The organism is Bacillus sp. FSL W7-1346 (assembly GCF_038593335.1).
Lineage (GTDB): Bacteria > Bacillota > Bacilli > Bacillales > Bacillaceae > Bacillus > Bacillus altitudinis.
This window is the reverse complement of record NZ_CP151988.1, coordinates 1696486-1715847: the sequence shown is the minus strand read 5'-3', so window position 1 is coordinate 1715847 and position 19362 is coordinate 1696486. Positions and strand designations below refer to the sequence as shown.

Below are 19362 nucleotides of genomic sequence, written 5' to 3'. Positions count from 1 at the left end.
TTATTCACCCTCCGATTTTATTTTCAATAATTAGATACTTTTCTTTTCCTTCTATGCTATAAAACACACCAAACTCAGAGGGTCTAATTGAATCATTTAAATATTTCGGCTCAATTATAACTTCTACACGCTTTGGGGGATCAGATGCTAATGCTTTTCTCCATTTCTGTTCCATCTCATACCATTTCCCGCCACTACGATTAATCTGCGAATTCATCGGCACCAAATTATCAATATCACCAGAACCTTTGAAAATAGTCGCAATTAAATGACCACCATCATCATCCAGCAATCGATCCGGCTTACCTGAATTGGATTGAGCATATTGGTTTCTTTTGACCTCTCCATATTTTAAATCACTTGCTTCGACTTTGACAATGCGGCCATAGTGATCTGTTGTGTAGGTGTAACCTTGCTTTGTTGAATAAACGACATTCGGTTTTAATACCTTTTTGCGTTTCCATCGCACATAGTGCTCTCCGTAACTGACAAGGGTCGGTGGTGATTTGGGTGCTGGTAATCTTCTGCCTGTCTGAGAGATACCGTATCCTGAGTTGTTGTCTAGACGCTTTGCCATGGAGAGGAGTTTATTTTTGAGATTTTCTCCGTCAAACACGTTATAAGGGAGTTTCCCTCCACCTGCTAGTTGAAACTTTGGTGAATATGGCAATAGATTCGGAATAGAGACTCTATTTAATGATTTTGCTCCTTGTTCAAGGCCTTTCTTCACTGTTGTTTTGGCCGCTGTTGTCCCTGTTTTTGTGATGGCTCCTGCCCCTTTAGAACCAAAGACAATTTCTGCAAGAGAACCAGTCGCATAGGCGAACCAGTGTGACCGTGAATACGCGTCACCATTTATGACTTCTTTTTGGAATGAGTCTGAAATCGACTTTCCAATCGCTTTCGACGTTTCAATTGGATGAGAAACAGCCGTTACGACTGATTCCACAGCCCCACCAGGATCAGTGACAAGATCATAGATTCCGGTCACTGTATCTTTTGCCACATCATATAGACCCACTGCAGCACCTTTTACACTATCAATGAACACCTCCGATGCTTCTTCCTGTGCTTTGATTTGGAGAAGCTGACTGTAATACATTTTTTGATCATATGTGAGATTCTCATAACCGATCTCATCTACAATCTCAAAGTATTTCGCTTCTGATAGACACGAAGGATCATTGAGCTTTTCTTTCAATTCTCTGATTCTTCGTTTTTCTTGTTCTTCTTTTTTCACCTTTAAATAGGCTTTCACTTGAGCATCAATCTGATCATGGTTCTTGTACACATCTGTCTCATGAAATGCTTTTGCATCATAATACATTGGCTGAGCATTCTTTCCTTTTCCAGTAGCAGCCATCATCTTTGCATAAAAAGTGTTGAGGTGGTTCTCAACCGCTTCTGACTTTGCGTATTCCGTTTTTAAATCATTGTCTATTTGATGTAAAACTTCAATGGTCACTTTTCTTTTTTTGTTCGCATCGTCTAAATGTTCATTGACCTCTTTACTTGAAAAAGTATGTAATTCAATTAAATCACTAATATCATCAAAAATAGTGGAAAGTGCCTCTTTTTGTTCTTTGACCATATCTTTATTGTTCTGAATCCCTTGTTTCAATTGAGTGTCTAAAAAGTGCTCATCAATAAAAGTACTCCCGCCTAATGATTCATCATCAAGCTTTCCTTTCACCCCATCTAAAAAAGCTTTCTGCATATCGATAAAATCAAGATATGTGTCTGTGTACAGCGCAAGATCCTCATAAAAAGATTTGATATTGTCTGCACCTTTTCCAGTAAATTCATCACCTAAGCCCGACACACTTTTTAATGCTTTTTTCACAAGTTTCATTTCTTCTTGAAGCTCATGATAGGCCTTTGATCTCTGTTCTACAGCTGATAGTAAAGATGGAGCATCTAATATTTTCATATAAAAAAGACTCCTTTTATGGCATATTCTTTTACTAGAATACCATAAGGAGCTTGACACTTTAATCCACTTTATCGTTTTTTAACCAATTTTGAAGGATTTGAACATACTTATTTATGAGATCCTGTTATTAATAGGAATTAATAAGCAATCCTAATAAAGAGAAGGGCTTCACTCTTCTCTTATCTATCTCCATATACAAAGCTATATTCTGTAACTAAATCATCTCCCCAACTATCGCTAAAACTTATTGAAGCTGGGCCAACACTAATGGAAATACCATTTATTGTTGCATAAGTGTGATGATATTTTATGATAATATTTGCAGGATCTCCTTTTTTAGACGTTGGAACGAGTACATCTCTATCCATCGTTATAAATTGAGTATCTCCATAGCCAGGTGAAAGAATAACTCCATGACCATAATTTTTGTATGAGTCTGTATCAGCTGATAGTTGTTTATCTTCTGTTACATGTGTGAGGCCACCTTTACCGTCAGCAACGGCCTTTTGTTGCTGCCAATACCCCTCAAAAGTACCTGATAATGGGACTGCAGATGTATCCCAAGCTACTGCAAACGCATCTTTCTTATGGTTAACAGGCTTTTTAAACCATTCGGCATAAGAATGATATTGATATTTATAATATTTATAATTAGTTCCAGATGTACCTTTATAAAAAACTTGTTGAGAAACAAGCAGTTTGCTATTTGTTGCCGGATCGGTTGGCGGTAAAGATGATAAGGTATGTATTTTATCAGATTCTCCTAAATCACCATTATCTTTCAACCCTACATCTTCGTATGAAATACTTTTTCCTGTGAGCTTTTTATAATTCTTTATGTCCTCTAATTTTGTTTTTGCAATCCGCTTTTCATTCTCAGAATTATATTCAATTCTTTCTCCATCTAGTGAATTATAATATGTAGTAGACTTGACAACTTCAAGTTTGACTGAATGTTCTTGGCTTGTATTATCTTTAGTTTCCTTACTTTTTGCACTTGAAATACCCCCAAACATTGTCAATGAGAATACGAAAGCTAGTAAAATGAGTATGAACCTGATTTTCATACCAAACACCTCCGCCCACACACTACCATATAAAGAAAAAACCGTAAATATCTCAAGTATGGTTTTTATTATAAGAAAATACAAAGATTAGAATTAACCAAAAAGACAATACTTCAAACAGTCCACTGTTGTATATTTTTGAAAAAGGTAAAATCAAAGTAAAATATGTTAAAATGATGGCTCCTAACAACATGTATAATGTGCTTTTCATATAAATCCCCCAACAATTTTTTCTCAACGATATCATATTTTTTAAGACCTTTCAAAAATGATTTAGCAAAGTTGCTCTTATAGTCTACACTTGGTAGGCAGTACTCACATAGATTACTTTCACGTTCAAACTTCATCAAATTATGATAGCAATCATTAAGACACTTATTAATATTTTGCATCTCAAATCACTTGGGCTTGTAATGCTACCCTGTAATATTTTGTTTACCATTCATTCATTTATTTATTTTACACCTATATGTGAAGAAAGAACTTTCTCCACCCCTTACTCCAAGTAGACACAAAGCTAAAAAAGGTGAAACTATACTCCACTAAATAATAAAAGAAAAACCCTATTATAAGGGTTTTTCTTTTTTGGAATCGTACTCTTTAATAATATTAATTGGATCAATCGCATCATCATCTTGTGTATATTCCTCTACATAAGGAGTAATTAATTTCTCAAACTGCTTTTCATCATCCACTAGAGCAATACAAGTTTCATACCCTTCAAAATCAGATGGGTATAAATTTGCAACAGCACTACCGTTTTTTAAAGCCTGATCTATCGCATTTTTTAATTCCAATAGACCCTTCCTGTTTCCTAAAATCAATGCTTCTCTGTGATGAGTTTCTTGAGCATATATATTACACATCTCTAAAACATCATCATCATCTACTTGAATAGACATATAAAAGCACCTCCGAAGTTAAATTTAGTTCATTATAAAATTCTTAATGTCAACATGCCAAAGAGCCATGACCTCATACGTCTGATCCAAAAAGTGATTGCGACCAACGGAAACAAAAATAGCTCAAACTACTTAACTGTACTTTGCTCCTTTTTATATTTCATTACTTTTATAATTCTATAAACTATTACAGCAACATAGCACACAACTAAGGTAATCAGATATTCAAAAGGAAAATCTCTTTGTACACCTTGATAAAGAAAAATTGCCAAAAGGACTGTAAACAAAACTATTTGAAAAACTTCTTTTTTTATCATCCAAATCCTCCGATATACTTTCATTTACGTTTTATACTTTTAATTACGTTATGTTACCGTGAAATTATAAAACAATCAGTCTTAACATTCTACAGTCAGTTCCATATTTAGGAGTTAAGTAATAAAATTGAAAGTATGTACTATATTTGTTTTTACCTCAAAATTCTTTTCTTCTCTTTCTTCATAAAAACATCCTGAAATTCTTCATACATTTTTTCGGATTTTCAGAATCCCATGCTTTATACAGCTCTCGCATAAATATATACAGTGAAATTGGGTAATACCCGGAGTCCCTCCATCAGACACTGAAAGTTCCCTCATCAAAAAGCTTAATTAATTCATTTATTTTTTTAGTATCTCTATACGCTGCCATCAAAGCAAATGGAGCATCTAATATAAAAAAGACTCCTTTATGGCATATTCTTTTACTAGAATACCATACGGAGCCTTACACTTTAATCCACTTTATCGTTTTTTAACCAATTATCCTCCAGAGCTACCTCTTGATGCAACTGTTTGGACATCTTCATGTAGAGGTTGAGTCAAACCGTTTGTAAAGAAAAGTGTACCTAGAGCTAACACAGCTAGTGACAATGTAATAAAAACCGACTTCTTCAATTAATTCACTCCTTTTCCTACATACTGGCTTGCGAGTAAGGCTCTTTTATAGTAATTTAATGATTGTTTCAGCAAGCCTCTCCCCTCTAAATATTTCGCCACATCAACCAGAATTTCCTCTAAATCAACCCATATTCTTTTCTCTTCAAGCTCTAAACACAGATTGTTTATATTGTTCAATTGAGATTGATTTTTTTCATACAATAGTTCTTTTAACAATTTAAATTTTATTTGAAAAACGTTATGGTTGACTTGTTCTGATAAAGAAATGCCTAGATCTATCCATTCAATCGCGTCATTACTTTTACTGGAGATTTCTATTCTAGAAAGTTCATATAAACATCTCATCTTCAATAAATCTTGATTTTCGATCTCTTTATAACTCAACGTGCGCCTAAATAGTGCTGATGCTTCTTCTAAATTTTCTTTTTTGCTTTCTAGAAAACCCATATTGTAATATAGATGAATGATTAAATGATTGTCATTAATACTTTCGATCATATTCTCAGCTTCACTAAAAAGAGCTCTTGCTTTATCATATTCAAATTGATCAATTAAGTTTAACGCATGTAGCATCCTACAGTTAATCTGTCTTTTGATATATGTTTCATGCGCATTAAATGTGTCACACGCAATTTGTGCATGATATTTTGATAAAAAGGTCATTTTCAAATCATAAAATAGAACTGCAATTTTATAATGAAATTCAGCTTTTTCTATTTCATCATCAACATAAGCCAACTTTTTTTCAGCTATTCTGAAGTAACTTAATGCCTTATCATAATCTTGTAAGTAGTCATGATAGATCCCATTATAAAAGTAGAAGTAATATGACATGAGTTTATTTGTTTTTTCTTCTTTTTCGTCTGGAGCATTCCGCTGAAAGAATGGCTTATCTAAATTTCTGCTAATATTCTGAAGTTTCAGCTTAAGCCTAAAGCTCAAAAGTTGATAATACAAAAGAATATCTTGATTTTCTTCCATTAAATCAATTGCCCTGTCTATGTCATCTTGCATTTCTATAGCTGCGGATAAATCCCCTTTTTGTATCGCAAGATTCCAAGTGTTTAACATGTTCCCTACCTCCTGAGAGGCAATTAATCCTGACATTCCTTTACCCCCTTCTAAACAAATCCCTAGTATAATTCTAACACGCATTTTACAACATATGTAAAGTGAATCTGCTCATAATAGAAATTTTCGGTATCCCGCAAATATGATAATAATTGAATGGTATGCAATTATAAGAGTTGGTTAAAAGAGAGAGTAGCCAGAAAGGACTTGATACTTATTTCTTTTAGATTGACCACCTTCATTTTTTAAAAAGAAATTCACAAAATATTGTTTTGAAATTGATATAAAAAGACCTGACTGAGTTTCAGCCAGGTTCATGAAGGGGTCAATCTAAATTATATTATAATGAAATCAAAACAAAACAGATAATTAAACATCCGCTCTCATTCACTCTTTGAAAATTCATCCTATACAGTATACTCTACATGCTCTAATTTTGACTTAATCTAAAAAATCAATATTAACAGCGAAATTTCCAGCTGTTACAGTTATCTGAGGAATTTCAGTTTTTTCAAAAATGACTACAATTTCAAATAATGTCTTTTTTATAATATCGTTACTTGGCATTGTATCTACTCTTAATATAAGGATTGTGTCAATGCTTGCAGCTACTTCATAAAGAACGTCTTCATCTTTAACAGATTCAATATAGCTTTTTATTCTTTTAAAGAACCACTCTACTTCTTCTAAATCTTGTAACGGATATTTAGTAATTTGATGAATATCGACTGGATCAGGTGCTTCTTTCTCTAAGATCGCTTCAAGTTCTGCTTTAGTTATATATTCCTCTTCTTCTTCTTCGTATTCACCCTCTGCTACTTCCTCGTCAACACTGTACTCAACTGTATAAAGCCCCTCAATGAATTCATCAAAGGAATCTGCTAACTTAAAGTCTTCTTCCATCTCAACATCAAAATAATGAATTGCAGGATTCTCTTTCGTTTTTCGATAATCCATCGTTACCCAAGTGTGACCATCCCCGTTAATTAAGACAAGCCCTTCTGGCAGCTCCCACTCTTTTATCAAATAGGCACTATCCATAATTCCTTCATCTTCAGCAATTCCCAGCAGGTGATTAAATTGAATATGATCCTCAGCCCATGAATTAGAGTGAGTGGTTGGAAAAGCATTATGAATGGTATTACCACCATTCTGCTCTAATATGAGCTTTTTATATGTATCTGGCAAAGTAACACCAAGTTTCTTTTCAGCTTTAGCTATCTCTGCTTCGTTGATCTTTTTTAACGTATAGTAACCTTCTTCGTCTATTTCCCAAAATGATTTCAAGATGAATGCCTCCTAGTAAAATATGCACATAAGTATACCACCTTGCTGAGTATATTTAACAATTTAGGCAAAATAAAAGAAGAATATTAGTTACTTAGTCATTCACGCTGTCTATTTTTGTCGAAACGATAGTAAAAAGAAGGTACTTCATGTAAAATTTCCTTTGCACCTAAAAATCAGGAGGATCCAATATGAAGAAATTATCTATATTCATTTTTATTTGTTTAATGATGCTAACAGCTTGCAGTAGCGCAGCATCAAATGAAAAACAGCTCACGACAGCCAATATTATTGAAGCTTTTAAAAGTGCTGGGCTTGAAGCAGAAAAACCATCTGATCTTAAACAAAAAGAGTTTGGAAATATAAGAGAAGAAGGAAAAAGAATTCTCGTTCCTTCCTTAGGTGAAAATGCTGGCGGAAGGATTTTTAAATTTGGAAATGAAACTGATTTACAGCAGGCGAAATCTTATTATGATGAGTTAGGAAATGCTGGATCTATGTTCTTCTCTCACACCTATTCAAAAGGAAACTTTTTATTACAAATGAACGGTGAAATGAAAGATGCTGAATTTGAAAAGTATAAGAAAGTAATGGATGAGGAAATAAAATAATTTCATCTATTTTTAGAAGAAGGAAGGTCAATAAATGTCATCATTTTGGCTGCTAACAGTTATCCTTACGATCGTTATACTTGTTGTTTCTGTTATCTTTAAAAGAAAGAATGCACCTTTACAGTATGGAATACCATCAATTCTCATCTTCATCAGTATGATCTTATTATTAATCAGTTTTTTCGTAGGAAAGTGGGAAGGTTTAGGACTGGGTGCAATCAGTATATCTTTACTGATTGCATCTGTGATCACTTTAATTATTCATAGTACCTTGAGTTATTTTAGTCATAAATAACATAGAGCCACTTCTGCATAAGAAGTGGCTCTTTCGATTAATTAAAAGTGAAATAGAGAAAGTGGAATCTCTATGTGTGTCATAGACTTCACGTATCACAAGTGCTGTTCTCTAATCATTCAGTAACTTTAAGATGAGTTTCAGAGCAATGTGATAGCTTTTAGATGACCCATAACCACCCACTAGAAACTGAAACTTCTGATCCCAGTCAAAAAGAAAGTCCTCAAAATATGGATTGACCTCTTTTTCCATCAGTTGCATCAGCCATCACCTTTTTTCTTTGCTCTCTTTATAGTAATTTGAACCGAATCATCGACAGATCGAGCGGTGATCCGCTCAAGCTCTGCTTCTCTCGTTCGGTTTGCAAGATCGAGACCACGCAGCCTCAATTCATGCTCTGACATAGTTTTCATTATGTCGACTTTCTGCCTAATGGCTTTATCACGTTGTGCGGTCACACGTGTCAGAGCATCTTCTATGCTCAATATCTTCTCCAGTAGCGGCGAGTCTGTCTCCTCAATCTGGACCACTGCTAGACGTTCATTAGTTATAGGAACAGCTTTAATCAGACCATTTTTATCTGGAGCCTGTACAACGTCTTTCATCTTCCGCATTTGCTGCAAGACTGTCCGCTGCTTATCAGTCAATCCATTCTCATATTTAGTGATCAAGCGCATCATTCTTGTTTCACGAACGCTCAATAATCGTATTGATAGATCAATTTGGTACAGAGGATCAGTCTCAACTTCAGTAAAAAGCTTCTGTTCCTTTTCATCCATGTACTCAAACATGATCGTTTCATATTCACCAGTCTTGAATGAATTCTTGTTTCCTTTAGGAGCTGCGCCACCCCTATTTCCTTTTGCATTTTGGTTACCAGGTGGCGCTTTACCGCCTTTGTTCCCCCTGGCATTTTATGGCTCTACGAAACCAAAGTCCATGCCCGCTCTAAGCAAAGGCCGATTAATATGTGAGATGGCCAACATGACATCATCATGTGACTGTACCTCAAATTGTGGCAGCACACGTATTTACTCCCTTTTGGAGCCCCGGGGCGTTTAGTAACGTTACCATTGGTTTTCTCTTTCGGTTTAGTAACGTTACCATTCAATTTCTCATCCCAAGAGTCTTGGTTCTTCCATTTGCGGATAAGCGTTTGGGAACACTCTAATTCTTCAGCAATGTCTTTCAGTAAGCGGGTTCCATTGCTTTCCTTCCACAATTGGAATGCCTGATCTCTTTTAGGATTTCTCGGTCTAGCCATTCCTCCGAGCTACTGAATTAAGTTTGAGTTTGTTTTTAGAACAATAAAAAAAGGACCCTCACAAGGAATCCTCATCTTATTCTTGGTGTATCGGTTATTTTAATGTGAGGGAATTCAAAAATATTATATAAGATTAAATCTAATGTTTCTAAATACAGTAATAAATCTCTCCGTTTTGGTCGAAATATTTCATGTACTGTCTGATTCCCTACATCTTTAATTTCCAAAAGTATTCTTTTTTGTTCCTCATCTATTATATTTTTTTCTTTAAGCATTGTTACCTTTGTTTCTAAATTTAGATTGACCATTACTGGGTTTTTATCCTCATCGAGGACTGTTTCCCCCTTTTTTATTTTTGGTCTTTTATCAATCCCCTTAACTTTACAGATTGATTCAATAAGCATTCTAATTCCTGTATTGCATAATAAATTCATACGTTGGCAATACGCATTGATAGTTTCATTTCTAATTTCCTCTATTAATTCGGGCAAATGAACAAATTCATACTTTTTTTTGAATTCTAGTAATTGCATTACAGGCTCCTTCTGCTTCGGCTCCTCTGGAAAAACAGTATATTCTACAAAATATTCTCTATCAAAATGATAATCTGGACCAACTATATGAAACATATCTTCATCACCGTATATTTTTAGAAAAGCAATAGTGTCACACCCTCTACATTGAACTATTGCATACTCCTCATTAAAACCAAAATCAATTTCTTCATCTAAGTTGCTTATTGAATATTTCATTTCATTGTCATCTTTTTTAATTATGTGATGATTTGTTTTTCCCTTGCAAGATCTACAATACAATTTTTTCGGCACAACGGTCATATGCTTCATCCTCTTCAGAAAGATAAACCCCAAAAAATTCATTTAACATTCATTTTTATAATGTAACTAATGCTTATTTAAAACTTCTATTTGGAATTTCATCCAAGCATTCTTGTAATAATCGTTTATAACAGCTTAATTCATTTAGTTCAACTTTATCCTTATATGTAAAGTAGCCCCATAGCCCAACAGCCAAAACAGCAACAAAAATAACAATAGTAATTTGAATACGTATATCTTCTATTACTACTAGAAGATAATCATTACTGTATTTTAGTTGATTACCTAAAACGAATGCGAGGAGTACATAAAAAGCTGCAGTAGTATAGCTTAAAGCATTTTTATTATCTATCATATCTTCAATCCTACCCAAAAGCATTTGAATTTCTTTTCTATCATGGCGCTTCTTAATCTCTTCTTTAAATTTAATATGCATTGATATGTTTCTTTTAAATAATTCTCCAACTTTTTCTTCTTTCTCTGTTTCTTCTCTGTTCTTCTTTTGCTCAATTAACGCTTTTTCAACTACAAGCCTCCCAAATTTTCGCAAATACGATTGAACACATATAATTTCTCCAAATGATTCGATATCATAAGTTTCATCAGTTTCGTTCAAAAGAATCACCTCCTAAACTTATATCGGAGGTGATTTGAAAATTTTCAGGTGTTCATTGAAATGGTTTTATTTAACGTAAAATTCGTTTGTATAGAATGTACCAACTGTTTCGACATGGTTGCCATGTTTGTCGTACCGCTCTACATCAACCCTGAATCGATACGTTCCTTTCTTGTTATCAAGTGATCCCTTGATGTCGAATTCATCGTACTGTTTCTCCGCTGGGTTCAGCAGGTTAGGTGAATTCGTTTTTATTGTGACCCATTTCCCTGCAACTTTTCGTTGAGGAATAAGGTTTGGTCCACAAATGTAATCATTGAAATTCTGAATCGCAACAATCACAACCTTGTTCTTTCCTAAAGTATGATTCGCTTTATTTGGATTAGCAGATACACCAAATTTTGATGCCATGTTCATCATCTCCTTTTTTGTTTTTGCGCTCCTATCCCTCACCAAAGCACCTTCAGCCATACACCCAAAAGACGACTGTTCCCATTAAGTTATCGTTTTCTCCGAATACGGCCGCCTGGTCGTTGGTATGTTTCGCATCTCGTTTCCATGATTTCATCCCAATCCCTATTCGTAATGGGAACAGCACCGTTCTCCTTCTTTCTAATAGAATCAGGAGCATGCTTTTAAATTGCTTTAATGTCTCTTTAGAAACAGAATCCCTGATCTTCATTTCACTCACTTCTTGCCGAATAAGCAGCACCTTACGCAACTCCGAGAGGATGCCAAGTACAGTCAATCATCAAGTAAAATGAAAAACTGTCCTAAATACGGCTGCCGCAGACCAGCTACTATCTAGGCTCAGAATGTCCCTCTCGTATGGCCACATTCCTCATCACCTTTGTTCCGTATCCAGATACGCCATTGATAAGGGAAAGGCGCGTCTCCCAATAAAAAAAGGACACCAATCACGGCACTTAAAGTGCTCAATGATCAGCGTCCGCAGGTTCTTCTTTTTGAACAAAATAAAATATTCATGTTGCTTTTTCTCGGCATTGCAAATAAAAATGTGCCCATAAACATGGACACTTTGGTTCTATTATTCCCAAAACGCATCGCCTTCAGAATCAATATACTTCTAGAAAAGTTTTAAAGTCTACATAACAGTCTTTAAACAGATAAAGATATCTTCTTCTATATCATTTTATTTATTGTAACGTATCACACAAAAACGCTATGCTTTTATTAAACCATTTTCTTTTAGAAATTGTTCGAACAATGCATCACCTTTATCCTCAATATCTTCATCATCAATATTATACTCTCCAACCAACAAAACAAAATCATCATATTTTTCATATTTTTGTTCAAGTTTTATACCATAGCTTTCTTGATAAAAAAACAATAACCATTTCCCTGAATCTAAACTTTTTAAAAACACTCCTTCATAATCCAAATCATTTTCATAATAGCCTACATGCAAATGCATTGTATCGTCTAAGTTAAGCAACGTTGATCTCCCCTTTAGAAAATAACATGATGATCTTTTAGATTTGGTGGAACATGATAATGCAGAACAGCAGGTCTTCCATGTTTTATAGGTGCATAATCTAGTCTGAATAGTGGTTTTTTTGCTACGTACCTGTATAATGCGCCCTCCTGATCCAGGGCCATCAATAATACGATTTTGAGGCGCCTTTAATGCTTTCTGCACATATGGTCTAGCTACTTTCCATCCTTTTTGCATTCCCTTTTTTCCAACTTGAGAAATTAATAATCTTAAAGCAGCAGCCACCACCGGTATCCACTGACCAGTTACACTGTCTTCTTTCAATTCAGCATTCTGACTCTGTAACGCTAAAGTTTCTTCTATTTCAATAAATACTGGATCATTCAAAAGAAAGTCAAATTCTTTATTAAAGTTTGAAACATCTATACTGGTATCCTCGTATCTTGTTCAATCAATTGATCACTAACCACAAGTTCACTATTCAGTGAAGTTACGCTCTAAGAATATGCTGGAGTCACCGCGGAAAACATAGAATAAAAGACAGTACTACTAAAATAAGCTTATTCTTCATATAAACCCTAGTTTCTCAAAAAAATTTAACTGTATCCATAACTGAATACCCATTTATTTTATCTGAATTTTTGATTTTTTCCCATGATTTTTTAGAGATTGTGGATTTATTATAAGAAGAATATTCTTCAAAAAAGAGAGCAGCAAGACCTGCCATGTAGGCAGCCGCCATTGAAGTACCACTACTATATAAAAAAGAACCATCTTTTGAATAACTTTTTATATAATGCCCCGGAAGTAACACATTTAATCCATTACCTACAGTTGTCCCTTTCCATATATCACCGTTCATATTTAAAGCTCCTACAGCAATAACACCTTTAAATTTAACAGGGTAGAGTATATCGCTCTTTTCTTGTAACCCATAGTTCCCAACCGATGATATTACAACAATATTATTTCTTAAAGCTCTATTTATTACAGATTCCAGTTTTTTAGAATATTTTAAAGTGCCAAATGACATTAGAATAATGTCAACCTTTTCTTCAATACTATAATTCACTGCTTCTATTACATTATTAATATCACCGTTTAAATTGTTATCCAAGGCTTTAATTACATATAAATCGATGTTTGGCGCAACACCAATGTCTTTATTAGTTAAAATTCCAGCTAAATGAGTTCCATGACCATGATTATCTTGATATGATTTTTTGTGATCTAAAACGTTTATCCCCTTCTTAATATTGATCTCCTGCTTAAATGAAACACCTGAATCAATTAATGCTACTTTAACACCTTTTCCAGTTAGTTTTTTCTGGTTATGCAGTTTGTTAATTTTTAAATATTCATAGGCCCAATTTTCATTCTTAAATTTCTCAGTTTTATTTTTATTTATTATTACTGTTATAGATGTCACAGTTAGAATTAATACTACTAGAAGGAGTATAAGTTTCTTCAAAATCATCGCACCTCTTCTAAACATATTATGAGAAACATGATGTATTTTACCATTATTTTTTTAAAATACAAAACAGCACTCAGATGATTCCAAGTGCTGTCGAAAGTTTAAACGTTGCTTGCTTTTTTAATTTGTAATATCGAACTTTCATGAGTCCAAGTTCTTCGCATACCTCAAGATCTTTGACCATTCGTGAAGTAAGGTACTTCATGCGAATAATGTCTTGTTCAATTTCATCCAAGCTGTCTCTAGTGCTCTTTCTATTTGCCGCACCTTAAGCTCCGAACAAACATTTTGATCTTTTAATCTTGGAAACAAAGTTAAGATGCCATTTGCTTTTTGCTCATTCAAGTTCTCTTGTTTAACTTTTAATGCTTTATAAAGCTTCAATTCATTTATTAATGTCTTACGTACCTGCTTTTCATTGACCTCAGGAATAAAACATAATTGGTTGGTTAAAAAATTTATACCCTCTCTCTAAAGAATCTTATAAGCAAACTGTTTAATTATATAATTGAATTATTGTTTGTAGTACTATCGTTCGTAGATGCCTCGTTTGTAGAATCTTGATCGACCTCTTCGATCGACATTTTTATATTGCACAAGTCTTCTAACTTGATAATTTTTGTTTCTGTACATAACTTTGGCTTAGGATTATTTCCTAATAAAATTAATTCTTTGTTTATAGCGTGTAGTACATACCAAGATTTTTTATTCAAATCACTTTCAAGAATATTTTGTTCATTAGCTAAATCAATGTCAGAAACGAGTATATACTTTTCTTTTGTCCAATATAAAAACTTTGAAATTTGCTTCATTAATGCTGGTATAGGGAGACATAGAACGGTCATACATCCTATTATAATTGCTAATTTTCCAATTGGATTTTCTACGAATACATTTGTTACAACTGTTCCATTCAACGGAAAATAATAGCACAATAAGCAAACCATGAACAGTATTGCTAATAATACTCTTACCCCAAACCGATTAAGTTTTGAAGAGGAATGACTGTTTATAACATAAATTATAGTGAAAATTGGAGCACCAATTGCGAAAAAAATTGATCCTATCATGGGAGATAAATTTGGATCTCCAGTCCAGGACGGTACACCAAAAGTATAAAGTATAGACAGATTAATCAATACCCACCATAAAGTCTGTCCAAGATATTTAATACTTAATAATAGTATAACCATATCTTTAGTTAACAACTTTTGTTCAAAGATACTTGATGATAATAAATTAATAGGTCTTATTAATTTGAAAATGATTAATAAAACTATTATTGCAGCAGCCAAATTACCTGGAATCCCCATTTTTTCAAGAAATCCAAAATACTCCATAAATACACACCTTTTCAATATTCTTCTTTATTGAATCGGCATTTTTTAGATTTTTTCAAGTAATTAGGAAACTCTATCTGCTAAATATTTTTTCTGTAAGAAATTGTAAAATTCAAATTTGTGAACTGGCCATCACGTGTAGTGATCTCGGTTTTACTGTACATTGGCCAACACCACATTGTTGGAATGACCATCTAGGATAATGACTTTCACTTCTCCTTTGGTCATAAAGTTATCAATGGAGATATTTGAGTCCGTAAGTTTGTAAGGATTATTCATACACAAGGCCTCCCATGTTATAATGAATTGGCGAGATTCATTAGAGTCGGAGCCTTGTGCTTCGGTTCTTTTTATTTGCCCTGAAGAGCTTGCAAATCACGTAAACACATTTTAAAGAAGTGTTCGTCCCTTAAATTTAAAGACAAATCAATCAAAGCCTTCAGATCATCTTCAGTAAGTGCCTCATCCAAATTTTCAGCCCAAGACTTTGGAACAACGAAGGTATTACCACTAAGGAAACCTTACTAAAATGTCATCCTCAGCTACTTTAAGTACATAACCTGCTTTATTAAGTTGTTCTCTTTTTCCTTTCCTAGATGCTTTGATCCAGTCTCCTTCTAAGAATTTGTTTTTCATCTGATAATCCTCCACCCTTTCCTGATCCGACTAAGCAGTTCATAGAGATGAACACGATGTCCATCCTCTAAGCGATAAAGTAGGAACCACCGTTTTGATCGTTTGCGTGCCATCTTAGGCAGCCCCGTCTTCCTCTTCTTTTTAATCATTCTCGTCAGAATCGTCTTGCACACTTTGAGGGCAATCTAATCATTAGCAGCTGCTTCTCATCTTTCTGCATCGGTACAGCTTCGTTGGCTTGGGCCTCATACTAGAAAAAATAGACACAGATTCAATGAATAAATATGAATAGTATATCACCAAGATAATGGAGTGGTTTTTTATCACTTTTTTATGGGTGAATGGCGGGTGGTGCCTGCTTCATTTTAAAATATAAGAAACACCCACAAAAACAAAAATCCCCCTGAAGCCAATGGCTCCAAGGGGTTTCTTGATTAATACTGAGACATATACTGATCGCGTTCCCATGGGTGTACTTGGGTGCGGAACATATCCCATTCGATTTCTTTTGATTCGATGAAGTGCTCGAATAAGTGATCGCCTAGTGCGTTGATCATGACTTCGTTTGACTTGAGCAGCTCAAGTGCTTCTGCAAGTGTTGCAGGTAAGTCAGCGATGCCGTTTTCAAGGCGCTCTTCTTTATCCATGACATAGATGTTTCTGTCGATTGGCGCTGGTGCGTCTAGTTTGTTTTTGATTCCGTCTAGACCTGCTGCAAGTAATACACTTAGTGCAAGGTATGGGTTTGCAGATGGGTCTACACTGCGTACTTCTACACGTGTGCTAATGCCGCGTGATGCTGGAATACGAATCAATGGGCTGCGGTTTTGTGCACTCCATGCCACATAGCAAGGTGCTTCATAACCAGGTACAAGACGCTTGTAAGAGTTCACCGTTGGGTTTGTGACCGCTGTGAAGCTTGTTGCGTGCTTCACGATACCTGCGATAAAGTGTCTAGCTGTCTCGCTTAATTGTAAATCTGCTTTTTCATCAAAGAATGCGTTTTTGCCATTTTTGAATAATGATAGGTTACAGTGCATACCAGATCCGTTTACACCGAACAATGGTTTTGGCATGAATGTCGCATGAAGACCGTGCTTTCTAGCGATTGTTTTCACAACAAGCTTGAACGTTTGAATGTCATCACAAGAACGGATCGCGCCTGCATATTTGAAATCAATTTCATGCTGACCAGGTGCTACTTCGTGGTGAGAAGCTTCAATTTCAAAGCCCATTTCTTCAAGCTCAAGCACGATGTCACGGCGGCAGTTTTCACCTAAATCTGTTGGTGCAAGGTCAAAGTATCCACCTTTATCGTTTAGTTCGAGCGTTGGCTCGCCTTTTTCGTCTAATTTAAATAAGAAGAATTCTGGCTCAGGTCCAAGGTTGAAATCACTAAATCCTAGTTCTTCCATTTCCTTTAAGATACGCTTTAAGTTGTTACGAGGGTCTCCATCAAATGGTGTTCCGTCTGGCTTATAAATGTCACAAATAAAGCGTGCAACTTTACCTTTTTCTGCTGTCCAAGGGAAAATAACAAACGTGTTTAGATCTGGATATAGGTACATATCTGATTCTTCGATACGTACAAACCCTTCAATAGATGAACCATCAAACATACATTTGTTATCGAGAGCTTTTTCTAACTGGCTCACAGGAATCTCAACATTTTTAATTGTTCCGAGAATGTCTGTAAATTGCAGACGGATGTACTTTACGTTTTCCTCATTTACTAATTTTACGATATCTTCTCTTGTGTACTTTGCCATTTCGTAAAACTCCTCCCCTACAAAAGGTAAAATGTGTATAGCAATGCTTTTGCTAATTGGTTAACGGAAGAACCTTGACATATCCCCCTGCCTAAAGGTCGTTCCTTGTTGGAAACGTCCAGCCTGAATGAGTTCCTTCTTCAGTAGCTTCCTGAGTTCATCATCTGTCAAGTTGTGCTTCGCTGTGGTTTTCTCCTCTGTCTTTGTTTCAGACGATGGATTTTCTGCCTCAGCTTTGGCAAAAAGTTTTTTGATTCCTGCCATGTTTACACCTTGTTCGATGAGGTTTTTGATTTCTAGTAATTTATCAACATCATGGAAAGAAAATAATCGGCGATTCCCATCACTTCTAGCTGGAAATACCAAACCATTTTCCTCATAATAGCGAATTTGTCTTGCAGATAATTCTGTTAGCTGCATGACAATCCCAATTGGGAATAAAGGCATTGAGCGGCGAATGTTATCACTCATCTCAACTGTCTCCTCCTCTTTGCTTAAATTTATTATATGTCATGTTATATTATGTGTCAACGAAATGTTAGGAATATTAACATGGTTTTTTTTATCGAGCAGGCACTTCAATAAAACCTTGCTCTAATAAGGCATCTACAGCACTGCAAATGGCATTTTTCACATGGGCGTACGTGAGACCGCCCTGAACATAGGCTGTGTAAGGCGGTCTAATCGGACCATCAGCTGATAATTCAATGCTGGCTCCTTGGACAAATGTGCCCGCTGCCATAATCACATCGTCCTCGTATCCCGGCATATAGCTCGCATGCGGTGTGACATGACTGTTAATCGGTGATGCATATTGAATGGCCTGACAAAATGCAATCATTTTTTTAGGGTCTCCAAATTCTACAGATTGAATCAAGTCGGTTCTTTTCGCATTCCACGACGGGTTTGTTTGGAACCCGAGTTTTTCAAGAAAACGCGCTGTAAACACGGCACCTTTTAAACTTTGTGCAACAACATGCGGTGCTAAGAAAAATCCTTGATACATTTCCTGAAGCGCATACAGCGATGCACCCGCTTCACTGCCGATGCCTGGAGATGTCATTCGATAAGAGCAAGCTTCTACCCATTTTTCTTTACCGACAATGTAGCCGCCAGTTTTAGCAAGGCCGCCGCCTGGGTTTTTAATGAGCGAACCTGCCATAAGGTCTGCGCCCACATGACACGGCTCTTGTAATTCAGTAAATTCACCATAGCAGTTGTCAACAAACACAATGATGTCATCATTGATGTCTTTCACAAATGAAATCATTTGTTCAATTTCTTCTATTGTAAAGGATGGTCTTGACGCATAGCCTTTAGAACGCTGAATCCCGATGACTTTTGTTTTTTGGGAAATAGATTCTTTGACTTTGTCGAAATCGACAGATCCATCTTGACGCAAATCAATGGCTTTGTAATCGATCTGAAAATCTTTTAATGAGCCTGTCCCTTCTTTGCCGCGAATCCCGACAATCTCTTCTAGGGTATCGTAAGGTTTCCCCGTCATGTAGATCAATTCATCACCAGGTCTTAGCACACCGAATAAGGCGATGGAAATGGCATGTGTTCCAGAAATGATCTGCGGGCGTACAAGACCGCTTTCCCCTCCAAATACATCCGCATAGATCTTTTCTAACGTGTCTCTTCCCATATCATCGTAGCCATAACCAGTTGTCGGGTTAAAATGAGAGTCGCTGACTTTATGTTTTCGGTAGCTTTCAAGAACCCGCCACTCATTTTGTTCGCTCTTTCGATCAATTTGCTGATGTATTTGTGAAATGTCTTGTTCTGCTTCTGCTGCTATTTTTTCTAAAATGGTGCCATGTTTTAAAGTGTGAAACATCGTGATTTAATTCCTTTC

At 35.4% G+C, this 19362-nt stretch carries 21 protein-coding genes and 5 pseudogenes; 2 read left to right on the top strand and 24 right to left on the bottom strand.

Annotated features, from left to right (window positions below):
- Nucleotides 1-4: 4 nt before the first annotated feature.
- From NST09_RS08710 to NST09_RS08680, 7 genes are all read right to left on the bottom strand, one after another.
- Nucleotides 5-1930 carry a T7SS effector LXG polymorphic toxin gene (locus tag NST09_RS08710; protein ID WP_025207377.1) on the bottom strand — a complete coding sequence of 642 codons (1926 nt, stop codon included), beginning with the start codon at nt 1928-1930 and terminating at the stop codon, nt 5-7.
- A 182-nt stretch (nt 1931-2112) separates the two neighbouring features.
- On the bottom strand, nt 2113-3000 hold the full coding sequence (locus tag NST09_RS08705) for a hypothetical protein (RefSeq protein ID WP_025207376.1): 888 nt from the start codon (nt 2998-3000) through the stop codon (nt 2113-2115).
- A gap of 566 nt (nt 3001-3566) precedes the next feature.
- On the bottom strand, nt 3567-3902 hold the full coding sequence (locus NST09_RS08700) for a hypothetical protein (RefSeq protein WP_025207374.1): 336 nt from the start codon (nt 3900-3902) through the stop codon (nt 3567-3569).
- A gap of 128 nt (nt 3903-4030) precedes the next feature.
- Nucleotides 4031-4219, bottom strand: coding sequence for a hypothetical protein (locus tag NST09_RS08695; RefSeq protein ID WP_025207373.1), 189 nt, complete (start codon nt 4217-4219; stop codon nt 4031-4033).
- A 483-nt stretch (nt 4220-4702) separates the two neighbouring features.
- Complete coding sequence (locus NST09_RS08690; RefSeq protein ID WP_017367297.1) at nt 4703-4837, bottom strand: hypothetical protein; 135 nt, start codon at nt 4835-4837, stop codon at nt 4703-4705.
- Entirely contained in the window at nt 4838-5947 is a 1110-nt protein-coding gene (locus NST09_RS08685) for a RapH N-terminal domain-containing protein (RefSeq protein ID WP_017367296.1), read from the bottom strand.
- Between the two features lie 405 nt (nt 5948-6352).
- Nucleotides 6353-7198 carry an SMI1/KNR4 family protein gene (locus NST09_RS08680; RefSeq protein ID WP_342493513.1) on the bottom strand — a complete coding sequence of 282 codons (846 nt, stop codon included), beginning with the start codon at nt 7196-7198 and terminating at the stop codon, nt 6353-6355.
- Between the two features lie 191 nt (nt 7199-7389).
- Between NST09_RS08680 and NST09_RS08675 the strand changes: the two genes are divergently transcribed.
- Both NST09_RS08675 and NST09_RS08670 read left to right on the top strand, forming a co-directional pair.
- Nucleotides 7390-7809 carry a hypothetical protein gene (locus NST09_RS08675; protein ID WP_024720408.1) on the top strand — a complete coding sequence of 140 codons (420 nt, stop codon included), beginning with the start codon at nt 7390-7392 and terminating at the stop codon, nt 7807-7809.
- 34 nt (nt 7810-7843) lie between these two features.
- Complete coding sequence (locus NST09_RS08670) at nt 7844-8104, top strand: YesK family protein (RefSeq protein ID WP_125588815.1); 261 nt, start codon at nt 7844-7846, stop codon at nt 8102-8104.
- Between the two features lie 51 nt (nt 8105-8155).
- On the opposite strand, the pseudogene NST09_RS08665 reads toward NST09_RS08670, so the two are convergent.
- The 17 genes and pseudogenes from NST09_RS08665 to NST09_RS08585 all read right to left on the bottom strand — a co-directional run.
- Nucleotides 8156-8356, bottom strand: a pseudogene (locus tag NST09_RS08665) (phage terminase large subunit); the annotation flags it as partial.
- A gap of 8 nt (nt 8357-8364) precedes the next feature.
- Nucleotides 8365-9018: pseudogene (gene terS / locus NST09_RS08660) on the bottom strand (phage terminase small subunit); the annotation flags it as partial.
- Between the two features lie 6 nt (nt 9019-9024).
- A pseudogene (locus tag NST09_RS08655) lies at nt 9025-9135 on the bottom strand (PBSX family phage terminase large subunit); the annotation flags it as partial.
- A pseudogene (locus NST09_RS08650) lies at nt 9135-9368 on the bottom strand (phage terminase small subunit-related protein); the annotation flags it as partial. The pseudogenes NST09_RS08655 and NST09_RS08650, both read right to left, overlap by 1 nt.
- Before the next feature lie 71 nt (nt 9369-9439).
- On the bottom strand, nt 9440-10204 hold the full coding sequence (locus NST09_RS08645) for a DUF4145 domain-containing protein (protein WP_125588817.1): 765 nt from the start codon (nt 10202-10204) through the stop codon (nt 9440-9442).
- A 73-nt stretch (nt 10205-10277) separates the two neighbouring features.
- Nucleotides 10278-10820: a hypothetical protein gene (locus NST09_RS08640; protein ID WP_100325028.1), complete on the bottom strand. Its 543-nt coding sequence runs from the start codon at nt 10818-10820 to the stop codon at nt 10278-10280.
- Nucleotides 10821-10886: 66 nt separating this feature from the next.
- Entirely contained in the window at nt 10887-11231 is a 345-nt protein-coding gene (locus NST09_RS08635; RefSeq protein ID WP_342493512.1) for a structural protein, read from the bottom strand.
- 52 nt (nt 11232-11283) lie between these two features.
- The gene (locus NST09_RS08630; RefSeq protein ID WP_342493511.1) at nt 11284-11532 is read right to left on the bottom strand and encodes a hypothetical protein; all 249 of its coding nucleotides are present in this window, start codon (nt 11530-11532) and stop codon (nt 11284-11286) included.
- A gap of 471 nt (nt 11533-12003) precedes the next feature.
- Nucleotides 12004-12666, bottom strand: coding sequence for a DUF3986 family protein (locus NST09_RS08625; RefSeq protein WP_235690794.1), 663 nt, complete (start codon nt 12664-12666; stop codon nt 12004-12006).
- 199 nt (nt 12667-12865) lie between these two features.
- A complete protein-coding gene (locus NST09_RS08620; protein ID WP_196297683.1) occupies nt 12866-13750 on the bottom strand; it encodes a S8 family serine peptidase in 885 nt (294 codons plus the stop codon).
- Nucleotides 13751-13829: 79 nt separating this feature from the next.
- Nucleotides 13830-14218, bottom strand: a pseudogene (locus NST09_RS08615) (ArpU family phage packaging/lysis transcriptional regulator).
- A 38-nt stretch (nt 14219-14256) separates the two neighbouring features.
- Nucleotides 14257-15096 (bottom strand): hypothetical protein, encoded by an 840-nt coding sequence (locus NST09_RS08610; RefSeq protein WP_342493510.1) that lies wholly within the window; start codon nt 15094-15096, stop codon nt 14257-14259.
- Nucleotides 15097-15249: 153 nt separating this feature from the next.
- A complete protein-coding gene (locus tag NST09_RS08605) occupies nt 15250-15375 on the bottom strand; it encodes a hypothetical protein (RefSeq protein ID WP_268989645.1) in 126 nt (41 codons plus the stop codon).
- Between the two features lie 231 nt (nt 15376-15606).
- The gene (locus NST09_RS08600; RefSeq protein ID WP_268989646.1) at nt 15607-15732 is read right to left on the bottom strand and encodes a hypothetical protein; all 126 of its coding nucleotides are present in this window, start codon (nt 15730-15732) and stop codon (nt 15607-15609) included.
- Nucleotides 15733-16166: 434 nt separating this feature from the next.
- Nucleotides 16167-17501, bottom strand: a complete 1335-nt coding sequence (gene glnA / locus NST09_RS08595) for a type I glutamate--ammonia ligase (RefSeq protein WP_007499421.1) — start codon at nt 17499-17501, stop codon at nt 16167-16169.
- 60 nt (nt 17502-17561) lie between these two features.
- Nucleotides 17562-17972, bottom strand: coding sequence for a MerR family transcriptional regulator (locus NST09_RS08590; RefSeq protein WP_007499423.1), 411 nt, complete (start codon nt 17970-17972; stop codon nt 17562-17564).
- A 91-nt stretch (nt 17973-18063) separates the two neighbouring features.
- Complete coding sequence (locus tag NST09_RS08585) at nt 18064-19344, bottom strand: aminotransferase class I/II-fold pyridoxal phosphate-dependent enzyme (protein WP_125588825.1); 1281 nt, start codon at nt 19342-19344, stop codon at nt 18064-18066.
- Nucleotides 19345-19362 lie beyond the last annotated feature (18 nt).

Bases quoted from the DNA above. Each gene is read 5' to 3' on its own strand.
- NST09_RS08705 (WP_025207376.1), bottom strand. From the start codon at position 3,000: ATGAAAATCAGGTTCATACTCATTTTACTAGCTTTCGTATTCTCATTG.
- NST09_RS08710 (WP_025207377.1), bottom strand. From the start codon at position 1,930: ATGAAAATATTAGATGCTCCATCTTTACTATCAGCTGTAGAACAGAGA.
- NST09_RS08695 (WP_025207373.1), bottom strand. From the start codon at position 4,219: ATGATAAAAAAAGAAGTTTTTCAAATAGTTTTGTTTACAGTCCTTTTG.
- NST09_RS08585 (WP_125588825.1), bottom strand. From the start codon at position 19,344: ATGTTTCACACTTTAAAACATGGCACCATTTTAGAAAAAATAGCAGCA.
- NST09_RS08675 (WP_024720408.1), top strand. From the start codon at position 7,390: ATGAAGAAATTATCTATATTCATTTTTATTTGTTTAATGATGCTAACA.
- NST09_RS08635 (WP_342493512.1), bottom strand. From the start codon at position 11,231: ATGGCATCAAAATTTGGTGTATCTGCTAATCCAAATAAAGCGAATCAT.
- NST09_RS08600 (WP_268989646.1), bottom strand. From the start codon at position 15,732: ATGAAAAACAAATTCTTAGAAGGAGACTGGATCAAAGCATCTAGGAAA.
- NST09_RS08610 (WP_342493510.1), bottom strand. From the start codon at position 15,096: ATGGAGTATTTTGGATTTCTTGAAAAAATGGGGATTCCAGGTAATTTG.
- NST09_RS08605 (WP_268989645.1), bottom strand. From the start codon at position 15,375: ATGAATAATCCTTACAAACTTACGGACTCAAATATCTCCATTGATAAC.
- NST09_RS08645 (WP_125588817.1), bottom strand. From the start codon at position 10,204: ATGACCGTTGTGCCGAAAAAATTGTATTGTAGATCTTGCAAGGGAAAA.
- NST09_RS08700 (WP_025207374.1), bottom strand. From the start codon at position 3,902: ATGTCTATTCAAGTAGATGATGATGATGTTTTAGAGATGTGTAATATA.
- glnA (WP_007499421.1), bottom strand. From the start codon at position 17,501: ATGGCAAAGTACACAAGAGAAGATATCGTAAAATTAGTAAATGAGGAA.
- NST09_RS08590 (WP_007499423.1), bottom strand. From the start codon at position 17,972: ATGAGTGATAACATTCGCCGCTCAATGCCTTTATTCCCAATTGGGATT.
- NST09_RS08670 (WP_125588815.1), top strand. From the start codon at position 7,844: ATGTCATCATTTTGGCTGCTAACAGTTATCCTTACGATCGTTATACTT.
- NST09_RS08685 (WP_017367296.1), bottom strand. From the start codon at position 5,947: ATGTCAGGATTAATTGCCTCTCAGGAGGTAGGGAACATGTTAAACACT.